At 69.8% G+C, this 24,072-nt stretch carries 14 protein-coding genes and 2 rRNA genes; 11 read left to right on the top strand and 5 right to left on the bottom strand.

Annotation, left to right across the window (positions count from 1 at the left end; all coding sequences use genetic code 11):
* The first annotated feature begins 24 nt into the window (after window positions 1-24).
* Window positions 25-939, top strand: a complete 915-nt coding sequence (locus OG867_RS28020; protein WP_406289489.1) for a hypothetical protein — start codon at window positions 25-27, stop codon at window positions 937-939.
* Between the two features lie 57 nt (window positions 940-996).
* Complete coding sequence (locus OG867_RS28025) at window positions 997-5,730, top strand: hypothetical protein (RefSeq protein ID WP_406289492.1); 4,734 nt, start codon at window positions 997-999, stop codon at window positions 5,728-5,730.
* A 27-nt stretch (window positions 5,731-5,757) separates the two neighbouring features.
* On the opposite strand, the gene OG867_RS28030 is transcribed toward OG867_RS28025, so the two are convergent.
* Window positions 5,758-6,204: a hypothetical protein gene (locus OG867_RS28030; protein ID WP_406289495.1), complete on the bottom strand. Its 447-nt coding sequence runs from the start codon at window positions 6,202-6,204 to the stop codon at window positions 5,758-5,760.
* 400 nt (window positions 6,205-6,604) lie between these two features.
* On the opposite strand from OG867_RS28030, the gene OG867_RS28035 reads away from it, so the two are divergent.
* From OG867_RS28035 to OG867_RS28050, 4 genes are read left to right on the top strand one after another with little or no spacing between them, the layout of a single operon-like run.
* Window positions 6,605-9,325: a nitrate- and nitrite sensing domain-containing protein gene (locus OG867_RS28035; RefSeq protein WP_406289498.1), complete on the top strand. Its 2,721-nt coding sequence runs from the start codon at window positions 6,605-6,607 to the stop codon at window positions 9,323-9,325.
* A complete protein-coding gene (locus OG867_RS28040) occupies window positions 9,322-9,765 on the top strand; it encodes a roadblock/LC7 domain-containing protein (RefSeq protein WP_328899171.1) in 444 nt (147 codons plus the stop codon). The genes OG867_RS28035 and OG867_RS28040 overlap by 4 nt, the downstream gene beginning before the upstream one ends.
* 9 nt (window positions 9,766-9,774) lie before the next feature.
* A complete protein-coding gene (locus OG867_RS28045; RefSeq protein ID WP_328899170.1) occupies window positions 9,775-10,197 on the top strand; it encodes a DUF742 domain-containing protein in 423 nt (140 codons plus the stop codon).
* Window positions 10,178-10,783, top strand: a complete 606-nt coding sequence (locus OG867_RS28050; protein WP_328899169.1) for an ATP/GTP-binding protein — start codon at window positions 10,178-10,180, stop codon at window positions 10,781-10,783. Before OG867_RS28045 ends, OG867_RS28050 begins: the two co-directional genes overlap by 20 nt.
* Window positions 10,784-10,861: 78 nt before the next feature.
* Here OG867_RS28050 and OG867_RS28055 read toward each other — a convergent pair whose 3' ends face one another.
* Window positions 10,862-11,212, bottom strand: a complete 351-nt coding sequence (locus OG867_RS28055) for an Mpo1-like protein (protein WP_406289501.1) — start codon at window positions 11,210-11,212, stop codon at window positions 10,862-10,864.
* 117 nt (window positions 11,213-11,329) lie between these two features.
* Entirely contained in the window at window positions 11,330-12,136 is an 807-nt protein-coding gene (locus tag OG867_RS28060; protein WP_406289503.1) for a M15 family metallopeptidase, read from the bottom strand.
* A 124-nt stretch (window positions 12,137-12,260) separates the two neighbouring features.
* Here OG867_RS28060 and OG867_RS28065 point away from each other — a divergent pair, with 124 nt between their 5' ends.
* The 3 genes from OG867_RS28065 (at window position 12,261) to OG867_RS28075 (ending at window position 16,094) form a co-directional block, all read left to right on the top strand.
* Entirely contained in the window at window positions 12,261-12,770 is a 510-nt protein-coding gene (locus tag OG867_RS28065; protein WP_328899166.1) for an NUDIX domain-containing protein, read from the top strand.
* Window positions 12,771-13,129: 359 nt separating this feature from the next.
* Window positions 13,130-15,106, top strand: coding sequence for an acetoacetate--CoA ligase (locus tag OG867_RS28070; protein WP_406289505.1), 1,977 nt, complete (start codon window positions 13,130-13,132; stop codon window positions 15,104-15,106).
* A gap of 40 nt (window positions 15,107-15,146) precedes the next feature.
* The gene (locus tag OG867_RS28075; protein WP_406289508.1) at window positions 15,147-16,094 is read left to right on the top strand and encodes a hypothetical protein; all 948 of its coding nucleotides are present in this window, start codon (window positions 15,147-15,149) and stop codon (window positions 16,092-16,094) included.
* Window positions 16,095-16,162: 68 nt separating this feature from the next.
* On the opposite strand, the gene ptsP is transcribed toward OG867_RS28075, so the two are convergent.
* Window positions 16,163-17,833, bottom strand: coding sequence for a phosphoenolpyruvate--protein phosphotransferase (ptsP, locus tag OG867_RS28080; protein ID WP_328899163.1), 1,671 nt, complete (start codon window positions 17,831-17,833; stop codon window positions 16,163-16,165).
* Between the two features lie 79 nt (window positions 17,834-17,912).
* Entirely contained in the window at window positions 17,913-18,362 is a 450-nt protein-coding gene (locus tag OG867_RS28085; RefSeq protein ID WP_328899162.1) for a PTS glucose transporter subunit IIA, read from the bottom strand.
* A gap of 689 nt (window positions 18,363-19,051) precedes the next feature.
* On the opposite strand from OG867_RS28085, the gene OG867_RS28090 reads away from it, so the two are divergent.
* Window positions 19,052-20,577, top strand: a 16S ribosomal RNA gene (locus OG867_RS28090).
* Window positions 20,578-20,878: 301 nt separating this feature from the next.
* Window positions 20,879-24,003: ribosomal RNA gene (locus tag OG867_RS28095) — 23S ribosomal RNA — on the top strand.
* The 16S and 23S rRNA genes sit together here, the layout of an rRNA operon.
* The last annotated feature ends 69 nt before the right edge of the window (window positions 24,004-24,072 follow it).

Below are 24,072 nucleotides of genomic sequence, written 5' to 3' on the forward strand. Positions count from 1 at the left end.
CTTCCGCACCGAGGAGCCAGTGTCGTGAGCGACCACCGCGCAGAGCACGCCGACGCGTGGAGCGAGCCCGCCGACCGGCCCGCCCACGAGCCCGACCGCCCGGCGCCCGCACCGGCCGCCGTCACCCCGGCGGACACGGCCGACGCCGCCCGGCTCGTCGCCTTCGGCCTCCAGCCCAAGCTGCTCCCCGCCCGCGACGCGGAGTACGCCGAACTGCTGCGCCGCTACCGGGACGACCCCGCCTTCGCCCGGCTCGCCGACGCCGTCGCCACCGGCCTCGGCCTCATCGTCCTGGAAGTCTCGCCCCGGGCCGGCATGGCCGTCACGGCGGGCGAGGACTCCGTCTTCGCCGTCCGCATGGGCGACTACGCGCGCCGCGCCTCCTCGGACAGCGCCGACCGCTTCCTGCACGGCCTCGCCCACCTCGCCGTCGCCGCGATGGCCTTCCCGCGCCCCGAGGACCTGGCCGACGACGCCTACATCGGCCGGATCACGGTCAACGGCGTGGACGCCTTCGTACGCCAGGCATGCGACCGCCTGGAGCAGCGTGCCGAGGAGCTGGGCGACAACACCGACCCGGCCAGTGACACCCCGGGCCTGGAAGCCGGCTGGCGCGTCTACGCCCGGCGCAGCGCCACCGGCGCCACCAAGGACGCCCGCCGGCTCGCCGGCTCCACCACCGGCATCATCGGCAAGGCCGCCGCCTTCCTCACCGACTCCGGTTTCCTCCAGCGCACCGGCGACGACGCCGGAGGCACGTACCGCACCACCGCCCGCTACCAGCTCCAGGTCCGCGACATGGCCGGCACCGCCGCCATGGCCGGGCTCCTCGACCTGGGCGTCGTCCCCGTCACCGACGGAAGCGCCACGCTGCTGCCGCCGCCGGACCCCGACGACCTGGAACTGGTGGCCGACGCGGGCCTGCCGTTCCACGGCTGACCGCAGCCCGTCACCGACGCCTTCCCTCCGCTCCCAGACCGACGAGAGTCCGCCGCCATGTACGAGCTGTCCCGGGTCCGCCTCTACTCCATCGGACCGGCCGGCGCACGCTACGCCGACACCGTGCTCGACCTGCGCGGAGTCGGCGAGCCCGTGCCCCGCCCCGCCCCGGCGCAGGCGGAGTTCTTCGAGGACGAGCCGGTCGGCCCGCCGCGCCGGCCCGCCCCCGCCGGCGTCCTCTTCCTGGAGAACGGCGGCGGCAAGTCCGTCCTGCTGAAGCTGATCTTCTCGGTGATGCTCCCGGGCCACCGCAACACCCTCGGCGGCGCCAGCTCCGGCGTGCTGCGCAAGTTCCTGCTGGCCGACGACTGCGGCCACGTCGCCCTGGAGTGGCAGCACACCCTGACCGGCGAGTGCGTGGTCGTCGGCAAGGTCAGCGAGTGGCGCGGACGCCAGGTCTCCAACGACCCCCGGAAGTTCGCCGAGGCGTGGTACTCGTTCCGGCCCGGCCCCGGACTCGGGCTCGACTCGCTGCCCGTCGCCGAGTCCACCGCCGTCGGCCGCCCCGCCGAAGGCGTCTCCGGCGCCCGTGGCCGCCGCCGCACCATGAAGGGCTTCCGCGACGCGCTCACCGAGGCCGGGAAGTTCTACCAGCACCTCGACGTGCACTGGGAGGAGATCCACGACCGCTGGAACGAGCACCTGGGCGACCTGGGCCTCGACCCCGAACTCTTCCGCTACCAGCGTGAGATGAACGCCGACGAGGGCGAGGCCGCCGGCCTCTTCGCGGTCAAGAAGGACTCCGACTTCACCGACCTGCTGCTGCGCGCCGTCACCGACACCCGCGACACGGACGGCCTCGCCGACCTCGTCAGCGGCTTCGGCAACAAGCTCGGCCGCCGCGCCGAGCTCACCGCCGAACGCGACTTCACCGCGGGCTCCGCCGACCTCCTCGGCCGCATCGTCGAGGCCGCGGGGATCCGCGCCCGCACCCGCGACATCCACGCCGGATCCGAGCGCCGCACCCGCACCCTCGCCCGCCGGCTCTCCGCCCGCGCCGGCGAGGAGCGCGGCCGGGCCGCCGAGCTCGCCCAGCAGGTCACCTCCGCAGCCCACACCGTCACCGGTGCCGAGGAGACCCGCGGGCGCAACGCCCTGATCGCCGCCGAACTCGCCTACCGGCACGCCTCGCTGGCACTCACCGCCGCCGAGAGGAGCGCCGCCGCCCAGCGCCGCGAACTCGGCGACGCGCGCACCCTGCACGCCGCCTGGCAGGCCGCCGAGGCCGTCCTGCGCCACCGCGCCGCCGCCGACCGCTCCGCCCGCGTCGCCGCCGCGATCCGGGAGGCCGAGCGCGACGCCGCTCCCGCCCTCGCCGCCCGCGCGAGCGCCGCCGCCGACCTCGTACGCGCCCTGCACACCGCCGCCGAGGCGGGCGAGAGCCGGGCCAACGAGGAGGAGGAGCGCTCCGACACCCTCCAGAGCGCCGGCGAGGCCGCCCACCGGGACGCCACCACCGCCGCCACCGAGGCCCAGCGGGCCCGCAGCGAGGCCGGCCATCTGCGCCAGCGCCTCGCCGAGGTCGAGCAGGAGACCGCCGAAGCCGTCCGGGCCGGCTGGCTGGACGACACCGCGCCGCACGCCGACCCCGCTCGGGCCGCCCTCGCCGCCAACGACGCCGAACAGGCCGCCGTCGCCGCCTGGGACACCGCCCGCGAGGCCGCCGGAGCCGCCGCCGACCGGGCCCGCCGGGCCACCGCCGACGAATCCCGCGCCGAACTGGCCGCCGCCCGCGCCGCCGACGCCGCCCGCGCCGCCGAGCAGGCGTACGAGGCGGAGCTGAGGGCCGCCGACTCGATCGCCGCCGAACCCCGCCTCGCCGAACTGCTCGGCCTGCCCGGCGCCGTCCCCCGGCCCCGCCGGGCCGCGCGCGGCGCCGAAGCGGCCGGCGACGACCCGCACCGCACCGACGAGGCCGCAGGCCAAGGCGGAGCCCCCGCCGACCGCCCCCAGCCCCTCACCGCCGACGAGTTCGACCGCGGCGCCGACGAGCTGCGCGCCCTGCTCGACCAGGGCGTCGCCACCGCCGAACGGCGCCTGTTCGAACTGCGCACCGCGGCCGCCGACGACGCCCGCATCCTGGGCGCGCTCGGCGACGGCGGCCTCCTCCCGCCGAGCCCCGACGTCCTGGCCACCGTGGAATACCTCGGCGAACAGGGCATCCCCGCCCTCCCCGGCTGGCGCTACCTCGCCCAGGCCGTCGACCCCGCCGACCACGCCGCCGTCCTCGCCGCCCGCCCCGAGCTCGTGGACGGCGTCGTCATCACCGACCCCGACGCGCACGCCCGCGCCCGCGACGTCCTCGGCGCCGCCGCCCTGCTGCCCCGGTCCGCCGTCGCCGTCGGCACCGCCGCCGCCCTCCTCGCCCCCGTGCCCGGCCCCGGCACCGGCGCGTCCGGCGCCGGCGAAGGCGTCTTCCTCGTACCGCCGAACCCGGCCATGCACGACGAGCACGCCGCCGACGAGGAGCGCCAGGCGCTGCGCAGCCGGGCCGCCGCCCGCGACGAGGACATCCGCGTGCTCGCCGCCCGCCTCGGCGCCGACCGCGCGCTCGCCGCCCGCATCGGTTCCTGGCGCGCCGACTGTCCGCCCGGCATGCTCGCCGAGCTCGCCGAAGCCGCCGGCACCGCCCGCACCGCCGCCGAGACCGCCGAAGCCGTCCTCGCCGAGGCCCGCACGGTCCGCGCCGAGGCCGACGAGGCCGCCGCCGACACCGGCCGCGTCCGCGAGGAGCGCCAAGAGGCCGCCCAGCGCGCTCGCCGGGCCGCCGACGCGCTCGCCGGACTCGCCTTCCGGCTGCGGGAACGGGCCGGCTGGCAGGCCAAGCTGCGCGAGCTGACCGACGAGGCGGCGGAGAGCGAGGCCCGCGCCACCGTCTTCCTGGAGCGCGCCCGGGCCGCCGACGAGGACCGCCGCGCCGCCCAGCGCGCCGCCGACGACGCCCGCCGCACCGCCCGCGCCCTGCGCGCCGAACGCGCCGAGATCGCCGGTGCCCCCGAACACCTCCCCGACCTCGGCGAGGACGCGCCCCGTCAGGCCCTGCCCACCCTGCGCGAGGCGTACCGGGCGGCGTCCCAGCTGTACGAGAAGGTGGGCGTCGGCGCCGACCTGCGCGCCGAGCAGGCCCGCGCCGAGAGCGACGAGAGCGCCGCCCTCGCCGAGCTGGACCGCCTCACCAACAAGGTCCGCACCCGGGCCGCCCAGCTCCTGGAGGGCACCGACGGCGCCGACGGCCCGTCCCGGCAGGCCGCGGCCGCCCGCGCCGAATCCCTCGTCCAGCTCCTGGAGACCCGGGCCTCCGCCGCCAGCGAGCAGCTGGGCCGGCTGCGCGGCGAGGCCGAGCGCCTGGCGCCCGCCGACGGCGAGAGCCTGCACACCGAGCTGCCCGACGACCGGGTGCCCGCCGACGCGGAACAGGCCCAGGCCCTCCTGCGCACCGCCACCGGCGAGCTGGCCGCCGCCACCGCCGCGCTGGACACCGCCCGGGCCGCCCACGCCGAGCTGCTGCACTCCCACCGCGCGGCGGAGGACGCGGCGGGCGGCTTCGACGAGACGGCCGCCCTGCTGCGCGACCTGCTCAGGGACCACGGCGCCGAGGACGACCAGGAGGAGCCCGAGCCCTACCCGGGCAGCCTGGAGGAGGCCCGGCAGTCCGCCGCCGAGGCCCGCCGCTCGCTGCGCGGCTGCGCCGCCGACCTCTCCGCCGCCGAAGCGGCCGTCCGGGAGGCGAGCGACGTCCTCGTACGGCACGCCAACTCCACCCGCTACGAACAGGTCCGCACCCCGGCCCGGCAGCAGATCCGCGAACTGCCCGCCGCCGCGCTCCCCGAGCACGCCGAGAAGTGGGCCGCCGCCTTCGCGCCCCGGCTGCGCGTCCTGACCGACGAGCTGGCCCAGCTGGAGCGCAACCGCGACTCCATCGTGGACCGGCTGCGCGGCCTGGTGGAGTCCGCGCTCACCACGCTCCGCTCCGCCCAGCGGCTCTCCCGGCTCCCCGAGGGCCTGGGGGAGTGGTCCGGGCAGGAATTCCTCCGTATCCGCTTCGAGGAGCCCGACCAGGCCACCCTCACCGAACGGCTCGGCGAGGTCGTGGACGAGGCGACGAGGGCGGCCCTCCGGAAGAACTCCGACCTGCGCCGCGACGGCATGTCGCTGCTCCTGCGCGGCGTCGGGGCGGCCCTGGAACCCAAGGGCGTCGCCGTCGAGATCCTGAAGCCGGACGCCGTGCTGCGCGCCGAGCGCGTACCGGTCGGGCAGATGGGCGATGTCTTCTCGGGCGGCCAGCTGCTCACCGCCGCCATCGCCCTGTACTGCACGATGGCCGCCCTGCGCAGCAACGACCGGGGGCGTGACCGCGCGGAGCAGCGGCACGCGGGCACGCTGTTCCTGGACAACCCGATCGGCCGGGCCAACGCCACCTATCTGTTGGAACTCCAGCGCGCGGTGGCCGACGCGCTCGGCGTACAACTGCTGTACACCACCGGCCTGTTCGACACGACGGCCCTGGCGGAATTCCCGCTCGTCATCCGGCTCCGCAACGACGCGGACCTGCGCGCCGGGCTGAAGTACATCAGCGTCGAGGAGCACCTGCGCCCCGGGCTGCCGCAGCAGGACCCCGGCAGCGAGACGGTGCACGGGGAGATCACCGCGACCCGCATGTTCAAGCGCGGCGCCCCGGCACCCCGGACCCCGGAGGCGTCCGAGACGATCGAGGAAACCCGGGCTCCGTAGCGCCCGGGCGGCGGGGCCCGGGCGCGGTCAGGCCCGCGACAGGCGGTCCGTGCCCCGGTGCCCTATCCGCGCCGCGTCCCGCTGCGCGATGCGGGCCTCACGCCGGGCCCTGCGCCGCTCGCGGCGCAGGGCCCGGGCCGAGCTGCTGGGCTCGGAGACCACGCCGTTGCGCTGGTTCCACACCTGGCGGGTGACCCAGACGTCCAGCACCGCCCAGGTCGCGACCACCGTGCTCGCCACCCCGCTCAGCACCATCGGGAAGGAGAGCCAGGACCCGGCCAGCGCGGTGAGGAACGCCACCATCGCCAGAATCATCGTCAGCGACATGACGAGCACCGCCCGCACCGCCGCCGTCCGCACCGGGTCGGGCATGCGCCTGCGTGTCGTCGGCTCCTCCACCCACAGCGCCTGCCGCCCCGGCTCGCTCACCTCACCCGCAGGCTCCACCGCGCCTTCACGCTCCTGTGTGTCCAAGGCCGTTCACTCCCACCGCTGTCCGTCTTCAGGGTTGCTGCCCGGCATACACCCTTTCTACGCGGACGGTCCGTCCCGTCCGCCCGAGCGTGCCCCGTTGGTCCCCCTACCCCCGTACAGACAGACGAGTGGTCAGCGGTGAAGATTCCTCCCAGGCGTCACGAAGCGAAGAATTCCAGCCAACCGGGACGTGAAGGAACCTGCCATGCTCCCGGGCCTCTTCTGCCGCTTTCGTGAATTTCATCTCCCGGAATACCGGGACAAGCCATGGTCAACTCCCGGTAAGGCGGCCGAAAATCGTCCGGACATGCCTTCGGGTTGTCTGTGTGTCGGTAGTAGGCTCGCGCCGTTTGTTGACGAAACCCGTCCCCGGTCCCGCGGGGATGACCTGGGGGAGGCCATGCGCTTTCGCGGAAAGTCCATCCGCAGGAAGATCGTGGCGTTGCTCGTGGTGCCCCTCGTATCGCTCACCGCCCTCTGGGGATTCGCCACCTATCTCACCGGGCGCGAGGCCGGGAAACTGCTCGGCGCGAGCACCGTCGTGGAGAAGGTCGGCCACCCCCTGGAGGACACCGTCCGGGTCATCCAGAGCGAACGCCGCCAGACCCTCGTCTTCCTCGCCGACCCACGCGCCTCCGACGCCCTGCCCGTACTGCGCCGCCAACGCGCCGCCACCGACCGGGTCGTGGCCGAGGTCCGCGAGAGCGCCGGGCAGAAGGACATCCGCGACGCACTCGGCGCCACCGCGGAAACGCAGCTCGGCTCGATACTCGGCGCCGTCGAAGGACTCGACGCCCTGCGCGATTCCGTCGACAAGCGCACCATCGGCCGGCTCAAGGCGATGGCGTACTACAACCGCCTGATCGACCCCTGCTACCGATTCCTGACCGGCCTGCACACCATGGAGAACGTTTCCATGGACCGGCAGGTCCGCGCACTGACCGGCATGTCCCGCGCCCGCGAAATGCTCTCCCGGGAAGACGCCCTGGTCGCCTCCGGACTCCTGGCAGGCCGCCTCACCGCCCCCGAACTCCGCCAGATATCCGACCTCGTCGCGCAGCGCGGCCTGCTCTACGAGACCAACCTCGACCTGCTCCCGGCCTCCGAACGCCGCCGCGCCCAGGAGTACTGGCAGGGCCCGGACAGCGAACCGCTGCGCTCCACCGAGTACGGGATCATCTCCCGGGGCCCCACCACCAGCCCGCGCACCGCCGACGCCGCCCGCTGGCAGGAGGTCGCCCCGGCCGCCCTGCAACGGCTGGCCAACGACTCGACGGAGATGAACAACCGCTTCAAGGACCGGGGCAAGCCCGCCGGCTACGGCATCCTGATCAAGGCGGGCATCGCCGGCGTCCTCGGCTTCCTCGCCCTCGTCGTCTCCGTCTTCGTCTCCGTACGCATCGGCCGCGAGCTCGTCCGCGACCTCACCCGGCTCCGCAAGGACGCCCACGAGGTCGCCGGCGTCCGGCTGCCGAGCGTGATGCGCCGCCTCGCCTCGGGTGAACAGGTCGACGTGGAGACCGAGTCCCCGCACCTCCAGTACGAGCGCGACGAGATCGGCCAGGTCGGCCAGGCCCTCAACACCCTGCAACGCGCCGCCGTCGAGGCCGCCGTCAAACAGGCCGACATGCGCCGCGGTGTCTCCGAGGTCTTCGTCAACCTCGCCCGCCGCAACCAGGTCCTGCTCCACCGCCAGCTCACGCTCCTGGACACCATGGAGCGCCGCACCGAGAACACCGACGAACTGGCCGACCTCTTCCGCCTCGACCACCTCACCACCCGCATGCGCCGGCACGCCGAGGGCCTGGTGATCCTCTCCGGCGCCGCCCCCTCCCGGCAGTGGCGCAAGCCCATCCAGCTGATGGACGTGGTCCGGGCCGCCGTCGCCGAGGTCGAGGACTACGAACGCATCGAGGTCCGCCGACTGCCCCGGATCGGCGTGGGCGGCCCGGCCGTCGCCGACCTCACGCACCTGATCGCCGAACTCCTGGAGAACGCCACGGTGTTCTCGCCGCCGCACACCGCGGTCCAGGTGCACGGCGAGCGCGTCGCCAACGGCTTCACCCTGGAGATCCACGACCGGGGCCTCGGCATGCCCCCCGACGTCCTGCTCGACGCCAACCTCCGGCTCGCCGAGACCCCCGAGTTCGAGCTGTCCGACACGGACCGCCTCGGCCTCTTCGTGGTCAGCCGGCTCGCCCAGCGGCAGAACGTCCGGGTCTCCCTCCAGACCTCCCCGTACGGCGGCACCACCGCCGTCGTGTTCCTTCCCGCCGCCCTCCTCACCGACGCCCCCGAAGCGCACGGCACCGGCTTCCGCCTCGACCGCCGGGCCGAGAAGGCCATCGCCGGCAGCACGCCGGACGGCGACACCCGGCGCCCCGAGGCCGACGACTCGGTGCCCGGCCGGCCCAGCGGCCTCTCGCCGGTCCCCACGGGCCTGGTCGACCCGGTCCTGCTCAACGGCCCGGTCGAGCTGGAGGGCGACGAACCGCTGGACTTCACCCGCGACCCGGTCCTCGAAGCGGTGGCCGGGCCCGGGCTCGACCCCGTGCTCGACGGGGTCGCCGACCTGGAGGACACCGAGAGCGAACGCGGCGGCATCTTCCGCGCCCGCGCCCTGCGCCGCGAGGGCGAGCGCGAGCAGCACCAGCAGGCTCCGGACGACGGCGTGCGCGCCCTGCACCCCGAGGGCACCCGGCCGCTGCCCCGCCGGCGCCGCCCGCCGACGCTGGTCACCGACCGCGGCCGACGGGTCGACGGGGGAGACCGCGCCCACCCCGCATCCGATGACCGCGAGCCGGCCCGCCCGGTGGACCGCCGACCGGCCGTGCCCGCACCCCGTAAGCCCGAACCCGCCCCCGACACCGTGGGCGGCCTGCCCCGCCGCGTCCGGCAGGCCAGCCTCGCCCCGCAGCTGCGCGAGGGCCCGGACGCCCGCACGGCGGGGCCCGGTCCGGTGGAGAGCGCCGAGGACGTCGAGCGGGACGCCGACCAGGTACGCAGCCGTATGGCTTCGCTCCAGCGTGGCTGGCAGCGCGGCCGCCAGGAGAACGCCGAGGACCCGACGGGCCCCGGCGACACCGCACCAGGAACCACTCCGGGAGGGGACGGTCCATGACCGCACCGAACGCCGCCGAAGCCGACACCGCACGCCAGGGGTCCGGCGAACTCAACTGGCTCCTCGACGAACTCGTCGCGCGCGTCGCCAGCATCCGCAAGGCGCTGGTGCTCTCCAGCGACGGCCTGCCCACCGGCGCGTCCAAGGACCTGACGCCGGAGGACGGCGAGCACCTGGCCGCCGTAGCCTCCGGCTTCCACAGCCTGGCCAAGGGCGTCGGCCGCCACTTCGACGCGGGCAGGGTCCGCCAGACCGTCGTGGAGCTGGACGAGGCGTTCCTCTTCGTCACGGCGGCGGGCGACGGCAGCTGCCTCGCCGTCCTGGCCGAATCCGAATCGGACGTGGGGCAGGTGGCGTACGAGATGACGCTCATGGTCAAGCGCGTGGGGAGCCACCTGGCCAACGCGCCCCGGACGGCCGGTCAGCCCTCCGGGGGGTGAGCGGACGCCATGAGCGCCGCATCGCCCGGCTCCCCGGAGACCCCGGAAAGGCCGCGCACCCCGCGCTGGTACGACGACGACGCGGGGCCCGTCGTCCGCCCCTACGCGATGACCCGCGGGCGCACCAGCAGTGCGTCCCGCCACCGCCTCGACCTGATCGCGATCGTCGTGCCCGAACCCGAGGCCGACGACCCGGACAGCGACCAGCTGCTCACCCCGGAACACGTCGAGATCCTCGAACTCTGCGATGAGCTGCCCCAGTCGATCGCCGAGCTCGCCTCGTCCCTGGACCTGCCCGTGGGCGTGGTACGGGTGCTGGTCGGCGATCTCGTGGACGACGAGCTGGTACACGTGACCCGTCCCGTTCCGCCGGCCGAGCTGCCGGACGTGAACCTTCTCCGTGAGGTGATCAATGGCCTTCGGGCGCTCTAGCCGCAGCAGGCGGCCCGTGGAGCCCGTCACCCTCAAGATCCTGGTGGCGGGCGGCTTCGGCGTGGGCAAGACGACGCTGGTGGGCGCGGTCAGCGAGATCAGGCCGCTGCGTACGGAGGAACGGCTGACCGAGGCGGGCCGTCCGGTGGACGATCTGGACGGCGTCGAGGGGAAGACCACGACGACCGTGGCCATGGACTTCGGGCGGATCACGCTCCGCGAGGACCTGGTGCTGTACCTCTTCGGCACACCGGGGCAGGACCGGTTCTGGTTCCTCTGGGACGAGCTGGCGCAGGGCGCGCTGGGCGCGGTCGTGCTCGCGGACACCCGGCGCCTGGCCGACTGCTTCGCGGCCGTCGACTACTTCGAGCGCCGGGGGATCCCGTTCGCCGTCGCCGTCAACCGCTTCGAGGGCGCGGACCTGTTCCCGGAGGCGACGGTACGGGCCGCGCTCGACCTGGACCCGCAGGTGCCGCTCCTGATGTGCGACGCGCGGGACCGGGCCTCGGCCCGGGACGTGCTGGTGGCCGTGGTCGAACACGCCCTGGCCCGCGCGGACCGCCCGCGCGAGCCCGTCACCACCTAGGGCTCTTCCTTTGGATCAGGCCGGGCTCGCGGGCTCTGGTGCCCGCTCCCTGATCCGGCCTGATCCAAAGGAAGAGCCCTAATGGCCGTTCTCCGCCAGCCACTTCCCGGCGGTCTGCGCCAGCTCGTGGTCGCGCCCGGCCAGCATCATCCGGATCATCTGCGCGTCACCGCGCAGCGACCAGGCCGGGTGGCCGAAGGTGGCCGGGTTGTTCTTCTCGATGAGGAAGTGCGCGGGCCAGGCCGTGCCGTAGCCGATGAGCGGCAGCGCGGCCAGATACCGCTTCCGGCCGCGCGCCAGCCCGTAGGCGCTGATGGCGAGACCGGTCAGGGTGCCGGTGAGATGGACCCAGCGGGTCGCGGCCCGGGAGTGCATCGCGACGTAGTACGGCCAGAACTCTTCGTACGAATCGAACGTCTGCTGTGGCATACGGGCACCGTAATGGCTGATCCGGCAACCGGAAACGGCTGCGCCGCGTCCGAAAAGGAGAACGGGCGGCCGGAACCCACGGGGGTGGTCCCGGCCGCCCGTTCACACGCGGCCGGTTCAGTGCCCGGCGACCGACCTGCGGGCCACCGGGAAATCGAAATAGGTGGCGGGGAACGTCTCGGGCTGGAAGGTGTAGTGCCACCACTCCTCGGCCAGATTCACGAAACCGGCCTCGGTGAGCGTCTTCTTCAGGAACTGCCGGTTGGCGCGCTGCACCCCCTGGATCCGGGGATCATCGGTGTGCGAGAGCGTGTCGAAGCAGTCGAAACCGGTGCCCATGTCCACCGAGTTGTCGGGGAAACGGTCGGCCTTCGGCGCGTAGCACGGCACCAGCTTCTCGCCCGGGCGATACGGCCTGGTCGGCGCGGCAGGGAGCCGTACGAGCGTCAGGTCCACGGTGCTGCCCCGGCTGTGCCCCGACTTCTCCGCGATGTAACCGTCCGCGAAGAGCCGGGACTTGTCGACCCGGGGATAGAACTCGCCCTTCATCGTCTCGTCGTCCAGGTCCTTCGCCCACCGCACGAAGTGGTCGACGGCCCGCTGCGGGCGGTAACAGTCGTACACCTTCAGCGAATAGCCCTGCCGCAGGAGCCGGAGCTGCGCCCGGTGCAGGGCCTCGGCGGCCGGCCGGGTCACGATGCAGAGCGGTTGACGGTACCCGTCCACGGGCTCGCCCATGAAGTCGTGGGCGCTCGGGTAGCGCATCTCCTGGAGGATCGTGGGGTCCACCGAACGCAGCGAGACGAACTCCCGGGGCGCCTTCGGCTCGGGCCTCGCCTGCGCCACCGGTGCGGTGACGGGCACGGCGAGCAGGGCGGCGGCGGTGGCCGCCAGGGCACGGAAAGCGGTCACGATGGATGTCATGAGCACATCCTCCACGGTCCGGGCCCGCCGCAAAGGGGATCCGGTACAGTCCGCGCGTGTCCGCCACCGGTCCCACGCCCGGTCACCACGAGCGCCGGCCGGCCCCGAGGAAACGGAGCAGCCCGTGACGTACTCCCACTGCCCCGGCTGCGGAGCCGCGTACACCGGCCTCCCGGCCCCCGACACCTGGCCCCGCACCTGCGCCGCCTGCGGCGAGACCGCCTACCGCAACCCGCTCCCGGTCGCCGTCGCCCTGCTCCCCGTCACCGACGGCGACACCACCGGACTCGTCGTCATCACCCGCACCATCGAACCCGCACGCGGCGGCCTCGCCCTGCCCGGTGGCTTCATCGACCACGCCGAGGACTGGCAGCACGCCGTCGTACGCGAACTGCGCGAGGAGACCCGCATCGAGGCACGCCCCCAGGACGTCCGCCTCGCCGACGCCCTCAGCTCACCCGCCGGACACCTGCTCCTCTTCGGACTCCTTCCCGAACGGCCCGCCGCCGCGCTCCCGCCGTCCGCCCCCACCGACGAGACGTCCGGCCACACCCTGCTCACCGCCCCCGCCACGCTCGCCTTCCCCCTCCACACCGAGGCCGTCCACCGCTGGTTCGCCGGCCGCTACCGCTGAGCCCCGTCACCCCCCCCCGGCAGCGCCCGCGCGTCCGCACGCGCCCGGCGCCACGCCGAGCGCACCGTGCGCAGCCCTCGCTTCGAACCCACCAGCTTCATCGGGCGCACCAGGTCACGACCGTTCATGCCGCTCACCCTGCCACCCGCCCGGCCGCGAACAGTCGGCGTTCAACTTCCGTTCGCCCCGCACCGGACGTGGCGGGAGCACATACCGGGACACGGAACCATGTACGGGCAACCCTGGTGCGAAAGTCGATCACATGGCATCGTCCGTGACGTCGCCTCACGCGCACACCCCGCACGTGCGCGCGACCTGCGCACACACCGCGTACCCGCTACAGCCAGGGAGCCGCCCCCATGACCTCAGCAGCCGACGAAGCCCCCCTGTGGCAGCCCGGCCCCGACCGCATCGCGGCCGCCGCCGTCACCCGGTTCCAGAGCTGGGCCGCCGAACACCACGGCGCCCCCGCCGAGGGCGGCTACGCCAGTCTGCACCGCTGGTCCGTCGATGAGCTCGGCACCTTCTGGAAGGCCGTCGCCGAGTGGTTCGACGTGCGCTTCTCCACCCCGTACGAGCAGGTCATCGGCGACCGCTCGATGCCCGGCGCCACCTGGTTCCCCGGCGCCACCCTCAACTACGCCGAGCACGCGCTGCGCGCCGCCGAGGACACCCTGCGCGCCGACGCGCCCGCCCTGCTCCACGTGGACGAGAGCCACACCCAGGCCCCGACCTCCTGGTCAGGGCTCCGCCGCCAGGTCGGCTCGCTCGCCGCCGAACTCCGCGCACTCGGCGTCACCCCCGGCGACCGCGTCAGCGGCTACCTGCCCAACATCCCGCAGGCCGTCGTCGCCTTCCTGGCCACCGCGGCCGTCGGCGGCGTCTGGACCTCCTGCGCCCCCGACTTCGGCGCCCGCAGCGTCCTCGACCGCTTCCAGCAGGTCGAACCCGTCGTCCTGTTCACCGTCGACGGCTACCGCTACGGCGGCAAGGAACACCACCGCGCCGACACCGTCGCCGAGCTCCGCCGCGAACTGCCCACCCTGCGCGCCGTCGTGCACATCCCGCTGCTGGGCACCGAAGCCCCCGAGGGCGCTCTCGACTGGGCCGCCCTCACCGCCGCCGACACCGAACCGGTCTTCGAGCAGGTCCCCTTCGACCACCCGCTCTGGGTCCTCTACTCCTCGGGCACCACCGGCCTGCCCAAGGCCATCGTCCAGTCCCAGGGCGGCATCCTGCTCGAACACTTCAAGCAGATCGGCCTCCACTGCGACCTCGGCCCCGAGGACCGCTTCTTCTGGTACACCTCCACCGGCTGGATGATGTGGAACTTCCTCGTCTCCGGCCTCCTCACCGGCACCACCCTCGTGCTGTACGACGGAAGCCCGGGCTACCCGGACGTCAGCGCCCAGTGGCGCGTCGCCGAACAGACCGGCGCCACCCTCTTCGGCACCTCCGCCGCCTACGTGATGGCCTGCCGCAAGGCGGGCATCCACCCGGGACGCGATTTCGACCTCTCCCGCGTCCAGTGCGTCGCCACCACCGGCTCCCCGCTCCCGCCCGACGGCTTCCGCTGGCTCCACGACGAGGTCGCCGACGACCTCTGGATCGCCTCCGTCAGCGGCGGCACCGACGTCTGCAGCTGCTTTGCCGGCGCGGTGCCCACCCTCCCCGTCCACATCGGCGAGCTCCAAGCCGCCTGCCTCGGCACGGACCTCCAGTCCTGGGACCCGGCGGGCGAACCCCTGACCGGCGAGGTCGGCGAGCTCGTCGTCACCCAGCCGATGCCCTCCATGCCGGTCCACTTCTGGAACGACCCCGACGGCAGCCGCTACCACGACAGCTACTTCGACGTGTACCCCGGCGTCTGGCGCCACGGCGACTGGATCACCCTCACCGACCGAGGCTCCGTCGTCATCCACGGCCGCTCCGACTCCACCCTCAACCGGCAGGGCGTCCGCATGGGCTCCGCCGACATCTACGAGGCCGTCGAACGCCTCCCCGAGATCCGCGAATCCCTCGTCATCGGCCTGGAGGAACCGGACGGCGGCTACTGGATGCCGCTCTTCGTCCACCTCACCGAGGGCGCCACCCTGGACGACGCCCTCCGCGACAGCATTAAGCGCACCATCCGCGAGAACCTCTCGCCCCGCCACGTCCCCGACGAGGTCATCGAGGTCCCCGCCATCCCGCACACCCTCACCGGCAAACGCATCGAGGTTCCGGTCAAGCGCCTGCTCCAGGGAACAGCCCTGGAAAAGGCCGTCAACCCCGGCTCGATCGACAACCTGGAACTCCTCCACTTCTACGAGAAGCTGGCCCGCGAACGCCGCTGACCGCCCCGTTGTCAGTGCCATTGATTACGCTGAGTGAGCAATGATCGACAGCGTACTGGGGGACATCATGGCGCAGACAAGGAACAAGCGGTCCACCGTCCACGGACGGACCGTGACCACCACCATGCGACGCACGCTGCGCCGCGAAGCACCCACCACCATCGGCCTGCTGGCCGATGAGGAGGACTTCGCGGTGATGCGCCGCTTCCGCACCTTCACCTTCGACGACCACCGCGTCTATCTGGATCAGGTGGAGGCCCTGCTCAAGGCCCTCACCGCACAGGGCGTGCACACGACGGTCGCCCTCTTCGACCCCCTGGAGTACGTGCGGTACTGCGCGGAGGCCGGCATCGTCCCCGACACCCCGGCCGGCCGCAGCCGCTTCACCGCGGAGATCGCCGCCTGCGGAGCCACCGTCACCTACGAGGGACAGCCCCTGGACGCCCTGATCCAGGTGCTCGTCGGCCGTGCGGTCCGCCGGGCCACCTGGGAGTACGCCACCATGCTCCTGGCCGGCCTCGGCGACTGCGCGGACTGCGGCCGGGACATCGGCAGCGCCGCCTTCGACCGTGCCTCCCACCTCCTGGAACGCACCCTGGAGGTGGCCGGACCCGGCACCCACCACCTGGTGTGCAGTACCCCCACGGAGAACGACCAGCTGCTCGCCGCCCTGCACACCGACCGCCCCACCGCGGGAGCCGTCCTGCTCGACACCTCGGAGGGCGCCGAGTTCGTGAGCGTCCTCGCCGTCGCCATCGCCCTGGAGAGCCACGGCGGAGTCGTCCTGCGTACGAGCACACCCGGCGCCCCGGACCGCGTGCACGGCTGGCGGCTGAGCCGGGGCAACCTCGACCCGCTCACCGCCGGCGAGGTCTTCAGCGCCTACTGCACCGACGCGGACACGGGCGAGCCCGTCGCCCCCGAGTCCGGTGTGGAGTACTGCGCGGGCTTCGACATCGGCGCCGACGAACCGGAGGAGCACCGCTGACATGACGAAGGGGCTCTCCGCCGTTCCCCGGCGGAAAGCCCCTTCACCTCGTGTCGTCCGGTCCCGGACTACTCGCCCGACAGCACCGCCTGCGCCGCCCGGCGCGCTTCCTCGGCGGAGTCCGCGGCACGCGCGGCCGAAGCGGCCCGCTCACACTGCGCGAGCGTGTACTTGGCCAGCGTGGCGCGGACATAGGGAATGGACGCCGCACCCATCGACAGGGACGTCACCCCCAGACCCGTCAGCACACAGGCGAGCAGCGGATCGGAGGCCGCCTCACCGCAGACACCACAGCTCTTGCCCTCGGCCTTCGCGGCGTCGGCGGACAGCGCGACCAGATCCAGCAGTGCCGGCTGCCACGGGTCCTGGAGCCGGGAGACGGCCCCCACCTGACGGTCGGCCGCGAAGGTGTACTGCGCCAGGTCGTTGGTGCCCAGCGACAGGAACTCCACCTCCTGCAGCACCGAGCGCGCCCGCAGCGCGGCGGACGGGATCTCGACCATCGCGCCGAACTTCGCGTTCAGCCCGGCCTCGCGGCAGGCGTCGGCGAAAGCCTTGGCGTCCGCGCGGTCGGCCACCATGGGCGCCATGACCTCAAGGTGGACGGGCAGCCCCTCGGCAGCCTTCGACAGAGCGGTCAGCTGGGTGCGCAGCACGTCCGGGTGGTCCAGGAGGCTCCGCAGCCCGCGCACGCCCAGCGCCGGGTTCGGCTCGTCCGCCGGGGTCAGGAAGTCGAGCGGCTTGTCCGCGCCCGCGTCCAGCACACGCACCACGACACGGCCCTCGGGAAAGGCTTCGAGCACCGCGCGGTACGCGGCGATCTGCTTCTCCTCGGACGGCGCCTGCTTGCTGTCGTCCAGGAAGAGGAACTCCGTACGGAACAGGCCGACGCCCTCCGCACCCGCCTCCACGGCCGCCGGCACATCGGCGGGACCGCCGACGTTGGCGAGGAGCGGCACCTTGTGACCGTCCGACGTGGCACCGGGGCCCGTCGTGGCGGTCAGTGCGGCCTTGCGCGCGGCGGCGGCGCTCTCCAGCTCCGCCCGCTTGGCGTCGCTCGGCTCCACGAAGATCTCGCCGGTGCTGCCGTCCACGGCGATGAGCGTGCCCTCGGCCAGCTCACCGGCCCCGGGCAGGGCCACCACGGCGGGGACACCGAGCGCCCGGGCCAGGATGGCGCTGTGGCTGGTCGGCCCGCCCTCCTCGGTGACGAAGCCGAGGACCAGCGCGGGGTCCAGCAGCGCCGTGTCGGCGGGGGCGAGGTCCCGGGCGATCAGGACGTAGGGCTCGTCGCTGTCCGGCACGCCGGGCATCGGCACACCGAGCAGCCGCGCCACGATGCGGTTCCGGACGTCGTCGAGGTCGGCGACCCGGCCGGCCAGGTACTCCCCGGCACCGGCCAGGAGTGCCCGATACGAGGCGAACGCGTCGTACACCCCGCGCTCGGCGGTGCTCCCGACGGCGATGCGGCGCTCGACATCGGCCATGAGCTCGGGGTCCTGGGCCATCATGGCCTGGGCCTCCAGCACATGCTGGGCCTCGCCACCGGCCAGGTTGCCGCGTGCGATGAGGTCGGCGGCCACGGCCTCCACCGCCTGCCGGGCCCGCCCCTGCTCGCGTTCGGCCTCCTCGGCGGGGATCTGCTTGGCCGGCGGTTCGAGCACCGCGGTGCCCATGTGCCGTACCTCGCCGATCGCCACACCGTGGCTCACGCCTACGCCTCGCAGCGTTGTCTCCATTTCACCCGTCTCCGGTCGTGCGGTGGCCGTTGCCTCCGCGGTGGTGGATATCCAGTCGGCTGTCACTGCGCCGATCGCGTTACTGCCAGCCGAACAGCGCGTCGCCGGCCGCGACATCGCCGGACTCCACGAGGCCGGAGAGGGACTCGGCCGTCGCTTCCAGCGCCACGATCGGGCACACCGGCGACTTGCCCGCCTTCTCTACGGCGGAGGGGTCCCACCGGACGACGGCCTGACCGCGGGTGACGGTGTCGCCCTTGCTCACGAGCAGCTCGAAGCCCTCGCCGTTGAGCTGGACCGTGTCGATGCCCAGGTGCGTGAGCACACCGTGCCCCTCACTGTCGACCACCACGAAGGCGTGCGGGTGGAGGGAGACGATGACTCCGTCGACGGGGGAGACCGCCTCGGAGGGCTCGCGGACGGGGTCGATGGCGGTACCGGGACCGACCATCGCGCCGGCGAAGACGGGGTCGGGTACGGCAGCGAGCCCAATGGCACGTCCTGCAAGAGGGGACGTCACAGTGGTCATGGGGGGCCTCCCAGTGGAGCTTCGAAGGTGCCGCCGCGGCTGGACAGGAGGACGGCGTACTGCTCAGCAGCGTAAGTCATGAGAAGTCCCGGTTCCGCCCGAGTCCTGACGGTTCGAGGACCTAGGGGCGCACCGGAAACGATTTGCCTCGACTCCCGGCTGCCTGTACTGTCGTACTCCTGCCTGGCCCCAACGCGACTTTGAGTCGGGGGTCGGCAACGGCTATTGAGCCCAAACCCTAACCCGAAATCGGGCACCCGCATGCCTGCGGGGGGCCGGTCAGGGGGACCGGAAAGGTTTGATAGTGTCGGACTCGCCGGAAAGGGAAACGCGAAAGCGAAGAACTGGAAAGCGAAAATCGCTTGACCCGCTTCGACCGGGAATCGGACACGAAAGAGTCTGATAGAGTCGGAAACGCAAGACCGAAGGGAAGCGCCCGGAGGAAAGCCCGAGAGGGTGAGTACAAAGGAAGCGTCCGTTCCTTGAGAACTCAACAGCGTGCCAAAAGTCAACGCCAGATATGTTGATACCCCGGCCTGCTTCGGCAGGTTGGTGGTTCCTTTGAAAGTCCTACACGGTCCTCTTTGGGTCCGGGTAGGCAAAACACAGCGAGGACGCAGTGGACGACGGGTCTTATTCCGACCTTGTCGTTCCGCTCTCGTGATGTGTCTCCCGATTACGGGAAAACATTCACGGAGAGTTTGATCCTGGCTCAGGACGAACGCTGGCGGCGTGCTTAACACATGCAAGTCGAACGATGAAGCCCTTCGGGGTGGATTAGTGGCGAACGGGTGAGTAACACGTGGGCAATCTGCCCTTCACTCTGGGACAAGCCCTGGAAACGGGGTCTAATACCGGATAATACTTTCTCCCTCCTGGGAGAAGGTTGAAAGCTCCGGCGGTGAAGGATGAGCCCGCGGCCTATCAGCTAGTTGGTGGGGTAATGGCCTACCAAGGCGACGACGGGTAGCCGGCCTGAGAGGGCGACCGGCCACACTGGGACTGAGACACGGCCCAGACTCCTACGGGAGGCAGCAGTGGGGAATATTGCACAATGGGCGAAAGCCTGATGCAGCGACGCCGCGTGAGGGATGACGGCCTTCGGGTTGTAAACCTCTTTCAGCAGGGAAGAAGCGAAAGTGACGGTACCTGCAGAAGAAGCGCCGGCTAACTACGTGCCAGCAGCCGCGGTAATACGTAGGGCGCAAGCGTTGTCCGGAATTATTGGGCGTAAAGAGCTCGTAGGCGGCTTGTCACGTCGGTTGTGAAAGCCCGGGGCTTAACCCCGGGTCTGCAGTCGATACGGGCAGGCTAGAGTGTGGTAGGGGAGATCGGAATTCCTGGTGTAGCGGTGAAATGCGCAGATATCAGGAGGAACACCGGTGGCGAAGGCGGATCTCTGGGCCATTACTGACGCTGAGGAGCGAAAGCGTGGGGAGCGAACAGGATTAGATACCCTGGTAGTCCACGCCGTAAACGTTGGGAACTAGGTGTTGGCGACATTCCACGTCGTCGGTGCCGCAGCTAACGCATTAAGTTCCCCGCCTGGGGAGTACGGCCGCAAGGCTAAAACTCAAAGGAATTGACGGGGGCCCGCACAAGCAGCGGAGCATGTGGCTTAATTCGACGCAACGCGAAGAACCTTACCAAGGCTTGACATACACCGGAAAGCATCAGAGATGGTGCCCCCCTTGTGGTCGGTGTACAGGTGGTGCATGGCTGTCGTCAGCTCGTGTCGTGAGATGTTGGGTTAAGTCCCGCAACGAGCGCAACCCTTGTTCTGTGTTGCCAGCATGCCCTTCGGGGTGATGGGGACTCACAGGAGACTGCCGGGGTCAACTCGGAGGAAGGTGGGGACGACGTCAAGTCATCATGCCCCTTATGTCTTGGGCTGCACACGTGCTACAATGGCCGGTACAATGAGCTGCGATGCCGCGAGGCGGAGCGAATCTCAAAAAGCCGGTCTCAGTTCGGATTGGGGTCTGCAACTCGACCCCATGAAGTCGGAGTTGCTAGTAATCGCAGATCAGCATTGCTGCGGTGAATACGTTCCCGGGCCTTGTACACACCGCCCGTCACGTCACGAAAGTCGGTAACACCCGAAGCCGGTGGCCCAACCCCTTGTGGGAGGGAGCTGTCGAAGGTGGGACTGGCGATTGGGACGAAGTCGTAACAAGGTAGCCGTACCGGAAGGTGCGGCTGGATCACCTCCTTTCTAAGGAGCATCTAGATTCCGCAAGGAATCCAGAGCCACTACGTCGGCAAATGTTCGACGGTGGTTAGCTCATGGGTGGAACGTTGACTACTCGGCACGGCAAGTTGTTTGTCACTAGTACTGCTTCGGCGTGGAACGTGAAAAATGATTGGTCGGGTCGGGCACGCTGTTGGGTATCTGAAGGTACGGCCGTCATGGTCGTCCTTCGGTTGCCGGCCCCAGTGAACTCATCCGGTATTCGGGTGGGGTGGTGGGTGGCTGGTCGTTGTTTGAGAACTGCACAGTGGACGCGAGCATCTGTGGCCAAGTTTTTAAGGGCGCACGGTGGATGCCTTGGCACCAGGAACCGATGAAGGACGTGGGAGGCCACGATAGGCCCCGGGGAGCTGTCAACCAAGCTTTGATCCGGGGGTGTCCGAATGGGGAAACCCGGCAGTCGTCATGGGCTGTCACCCGCTGCTGAACACATAGGCAGTGTGGAGGGAACGAGGGGAAGTGAAACATCTCAGTACCCTCAGGAAGAGAAAACAACCGTGATTCCGGGAGTAGTGGCGAGCGAAACTGGATCAGGCCAAACCGTATGCGTGTGATACCCGGCAGGGGTTGCGCATGCGGGGTTGTGGGATCTCTCTTTCATAGTCTGCCGGCTGTGAGACGAGTCAGAAACCGTTGATGTAGGCGAAGGACATGCGAAAGGTCCGGCGTAGAGGGTAAGACCCCCGTAGCTGAAACATCAACGGCTCGTTTGAGAGACACCCAAGTAGCACGGGGCCCGAGAAATCCCGTGTGAATCTGGCGGGACCACCCGTTAAGCCTAAATATTCCCTGGTGACCGATAGCGGATAGTACCGTGAGGGAATGGTGAAAAGTACCGCGGGAGCGGAGTGAAATAGTACCTGAAACCGTGTGCCTACAAGCCGTGGGAGCGTCGCTGTATGTGCTTGCACATGCAGTCGTGACTGCGTGCCTTTTGAAGAATGAGCCTGCGAGTTAGCGGTGTGTAGCGAGGTTAACCCGTGTGGGGAAGCCGTAGCGAAAGCGAGTCCGAATAGGGCGATTGAGTTGCACGCTCTAGACCCGAAGCGGAGTGATCTAGCCATGGGCAGGTTGAAGCGGAGGTAAGACTTCGTGGAGGACCGAACCCACCAGGGTTGAAAACCTGGGGGATGACCTGTGGTTAGGGGTGAAAGGCCAATCAAACTCCGTGATAGCTGGTTCTCCCCGAAATGCATTTAGGTGCAGCGTCGTGTGTTTCTTGCCGGAGGTAGAGCACTGGATAGGCGATGGGCCCTACCGGGTTACTGACCTTAGCCAAACTCCGAATGCCGGTAAGTGAGAGCGCGGCAGTGAGACTGTGGGGGATAAGCTCCATGGTCGAGAGGGAAACAGCCCAGAGCATCGACTAAGGCCCCTAAGCGTACGCTAAGTGGGAAAGGATGTGGAGTCGCAGAGACAACCAGGAGGTTGGCTTAGAAGCAGCCACCCTTGAAAGAGTGCGTAATAGCTCACTGGTCAAGTGATTCCGCGCCGACAATGTAGCGGGGCTCAAGCGTACCGCCGAAGTCGTGTCATTCATACACATAGGGCCAACGCCTGTATGGATGGGTAGGGGAGCGTCGTGTGCCGGGTGAAGCAGCCGCGGAAGCGAGTTGTGGACGGTTCACGAGTGAGAATGCAGGCATGAGTAGCGATACACACGTGAGAAACGTGTGCGCCGATTGACTAAGGGTTCCTGGGTCAAGCTGATCTGCCCAGGGTAAGTCGGGACCTAAGGCGAGGCCGACAGGCGTAGTCGATGGACAACCGGTTGATATTCCGGTACCCGCTTTGAAACGCCCAGTACTGAATCAGGCGATGCTAAGTCCGTGAAGCCGGCCCGATCTCTTCGGAGTTGAGGGTAGTGGTGGAGCCGATGAACCAGACTTGTAGTAGGTAAGCGATGGGGTGACGCAGGAAGGTAGTCCAGCCCGGGCGGTGGTTGTCCCGGGGTAAGGGTGTAGGCCGTGTGGTAGGCAAATCCGTCACACGTTAAGGCTGAGACCTGATGCCGAGCCGATTGTGGTGAAGTGGATGATCCTATGCTGTCGAGAAAAGCCTCTAGCGAGTTTCATGGCGGCCCGTACCCTAAACCGACTCAGGTGGTCAGGTAGAGAATACCGAGGCGTTCGGGTGAACTATGGTTAAGGAACTCGGCAAAATGCCCCCGTAACTTCGGGAGAAGGGGGGCCATCACTGGTGAGAGCACTTGCTGCTTGAGCTGGGGGTGGCCGCAGAGACCAGCGAGAAGCGACTGTTTACTAAAAACACAGGTCCGTGCGAAGCCGTAAGGCGATGTATACGGACTGACGCCTGCCCGGTGCTGGAACGTTAAGGGGACCGGTTAGCTGCTCTTCGGGGTGGCGAAGCTGAGAACTTAAGCGCCAGTAAACGGCGGTGGTAACTATAACCATCCTAAGGTAGCGAAATTCCTTGTCGGGTAAGTTCCGACCTGCACGAATGGCGTAACGACTTCTCGACTGTCTCAACCATAGGCCCGGTGAAATTGCACTACGAGTAAAGATGCTCGTTTCGCGCAGCAGGACGGAAAGACCCCGGGACCTTTACTATAGTTTGATATTGGTGTTCGGTTCGGCTTGTGTAGGATAGGTGGGAGACTTTGAAGCGGCCACGCCAGTGGTTGTGGAGTCGTCGTTGAAATACCACTCTGGTCGTGCTGGATGTCTAACCTGGGTCCGTGATCCGGATCAGGGACAGTGTCTGATGGGTAGTTTAACTGGGGCGGTTGCCTCCTAAAGAGTAACGGAGGCGCCCAAAGGTTCCCTCAGCCTGGTTGGCAATCAGGTGTTGAGTGTAAGTGCACAAGGGAGCTTGACTGTGAGACCGACGGGTCGAGCAGGGACGAAAGTCGGGACTAGTGATCCGGCAGTGGCTTGTGGAAGCGCTGTCGCTCAACGGATAAAAGGTACCCCGGGGATAACAGGCTGATCTTCCCCAAGAGTCCATATCGACGGGATGGTTTGGCACCTCGATGTCGGCTCGTCGCATCCTGGGGCTGGAGTCGGTCCCAAGGGTTGGGCTGTTCGCCCATTAAAGCGGTACGCGAGCTGGGTTTAGAACGTCGTGAGACAGTTCGGTCCCTATCCGCTGTGCGCGTAGGAATATTGAGAAGGGCTGTCCCTAGTACGAGAGGACCGGGACGGACGAACCTCTGGTGTGCCAGTTGTCCTGCCAAGGGCATGGCTGGTTGGCTACGTTCGGAAAGGATAACCGCTGAAAGCATCTAAGCGGGAAGCCTGCTTCGAGATGAGTATTCCCACCCTCTTGAAGGGTTAAGGCTCCCAGTAGACGACTGGGTTGATAGGCCAGATGTGGAAGCCCGGTAACGGGTGGAGCTGACTGGTACTAATAGGCCGAGGGCTTGTCCTCAGTTGCTCGCGTCCACTGTGTTAGTTCTGAAATAACGAACAGCCGTGTTTTCATCCGGTGTTGGTTAAT

This window comes from Streptomyces sp. NBC_00209 (assembly GCF_045206345.1).
Classification (GTDB): Bacteria; Actinomycetota; Actinomycetes; order Streptomycetales; family Streptomycetaceae; genus Streptomyces.

Excerpts from the sequence above, each read along its gene's own strand:
- OG867_RS28025 (WP_406289492.1), top strand. The coding sequence starts at position 997 with ATGTACGAGCTGTCCCGGGTCCGCCTCTACTCCATCGGACCGGCCGGC.
- OG867_RS28035 (WP_406289498.1), top strand. The coding sequence starts at position 6,605 with ATGCGCTTTCGCGGAAAGTCCATCCGCAGGAAGATCGTGGCGTTGCTC.
- OG867_RS28040 (WP_328899171.1), top strand. The coding sequence starts at position 9,322 with ATGACCGCACCGAACGCCGCCGAAGCCGACACCGCACGCCAGGGGTCC.
- OG867_RS28045 (WP_328899170.1), top strand. The coding sequence starts at position 9,775 with ATGAGCGCCGCATCGCCCGGCTCCCCGGAGACCCCGGAAAGGCCGCGC.
- OG867_RS28050 (WP_328899169.1), top strand. The coding sequence starts at position 10,178 with ATGGCCTTCGGGCGCTCTAGCCGCAGCAGGCGGCCCGTGGAGCCCGTC.
- OG867_RS28055 (WP_406289501.1), bottom strand. The coding sequence starts at position 11,212 with ATGCCACAGCAGACGTTCGATTCGTACGAAGAGTTCTGGCCGTACTAC.
- OG867_RS28060 (WP_406289503.1), bottom strand. The coding sequence starts at position 12,136 with ATGACATCCATCGTGACCGCTTTCCGTGCCCTGGCGGCCACCGCCGCC.
- OG867_RS28070 (WP_406289505.1), top strand. The coding sequence starts at position 13,130 with ATGACCTCAGCAGCCGACGAAGCCCCCCTGTGGCAGCCCGGCCCCGAC.
- OG867_RS28075 (WP_406289508.1), top strand. The coding sequence starts at position 15,147 with ATGATCGACAGCGTACTGGGGGACATCATGGCGCAGACAAGGAACAAG.
- ptsP (WP_328899163.1), bottom strand. The coding sequence starts at position 17,833 with ATGGAGACAACGCTGCGAGGCGTAGGCGTGAGCCACGGTGTGGCGATC.
- OG867_RS28085 (WP_328899162.1), bottom strand. The coding sequence starts at position 18,362 with ATGACCACTGTGACGTCCCCTCTTGCAGGACGTGCCATTGGGCTCGCT.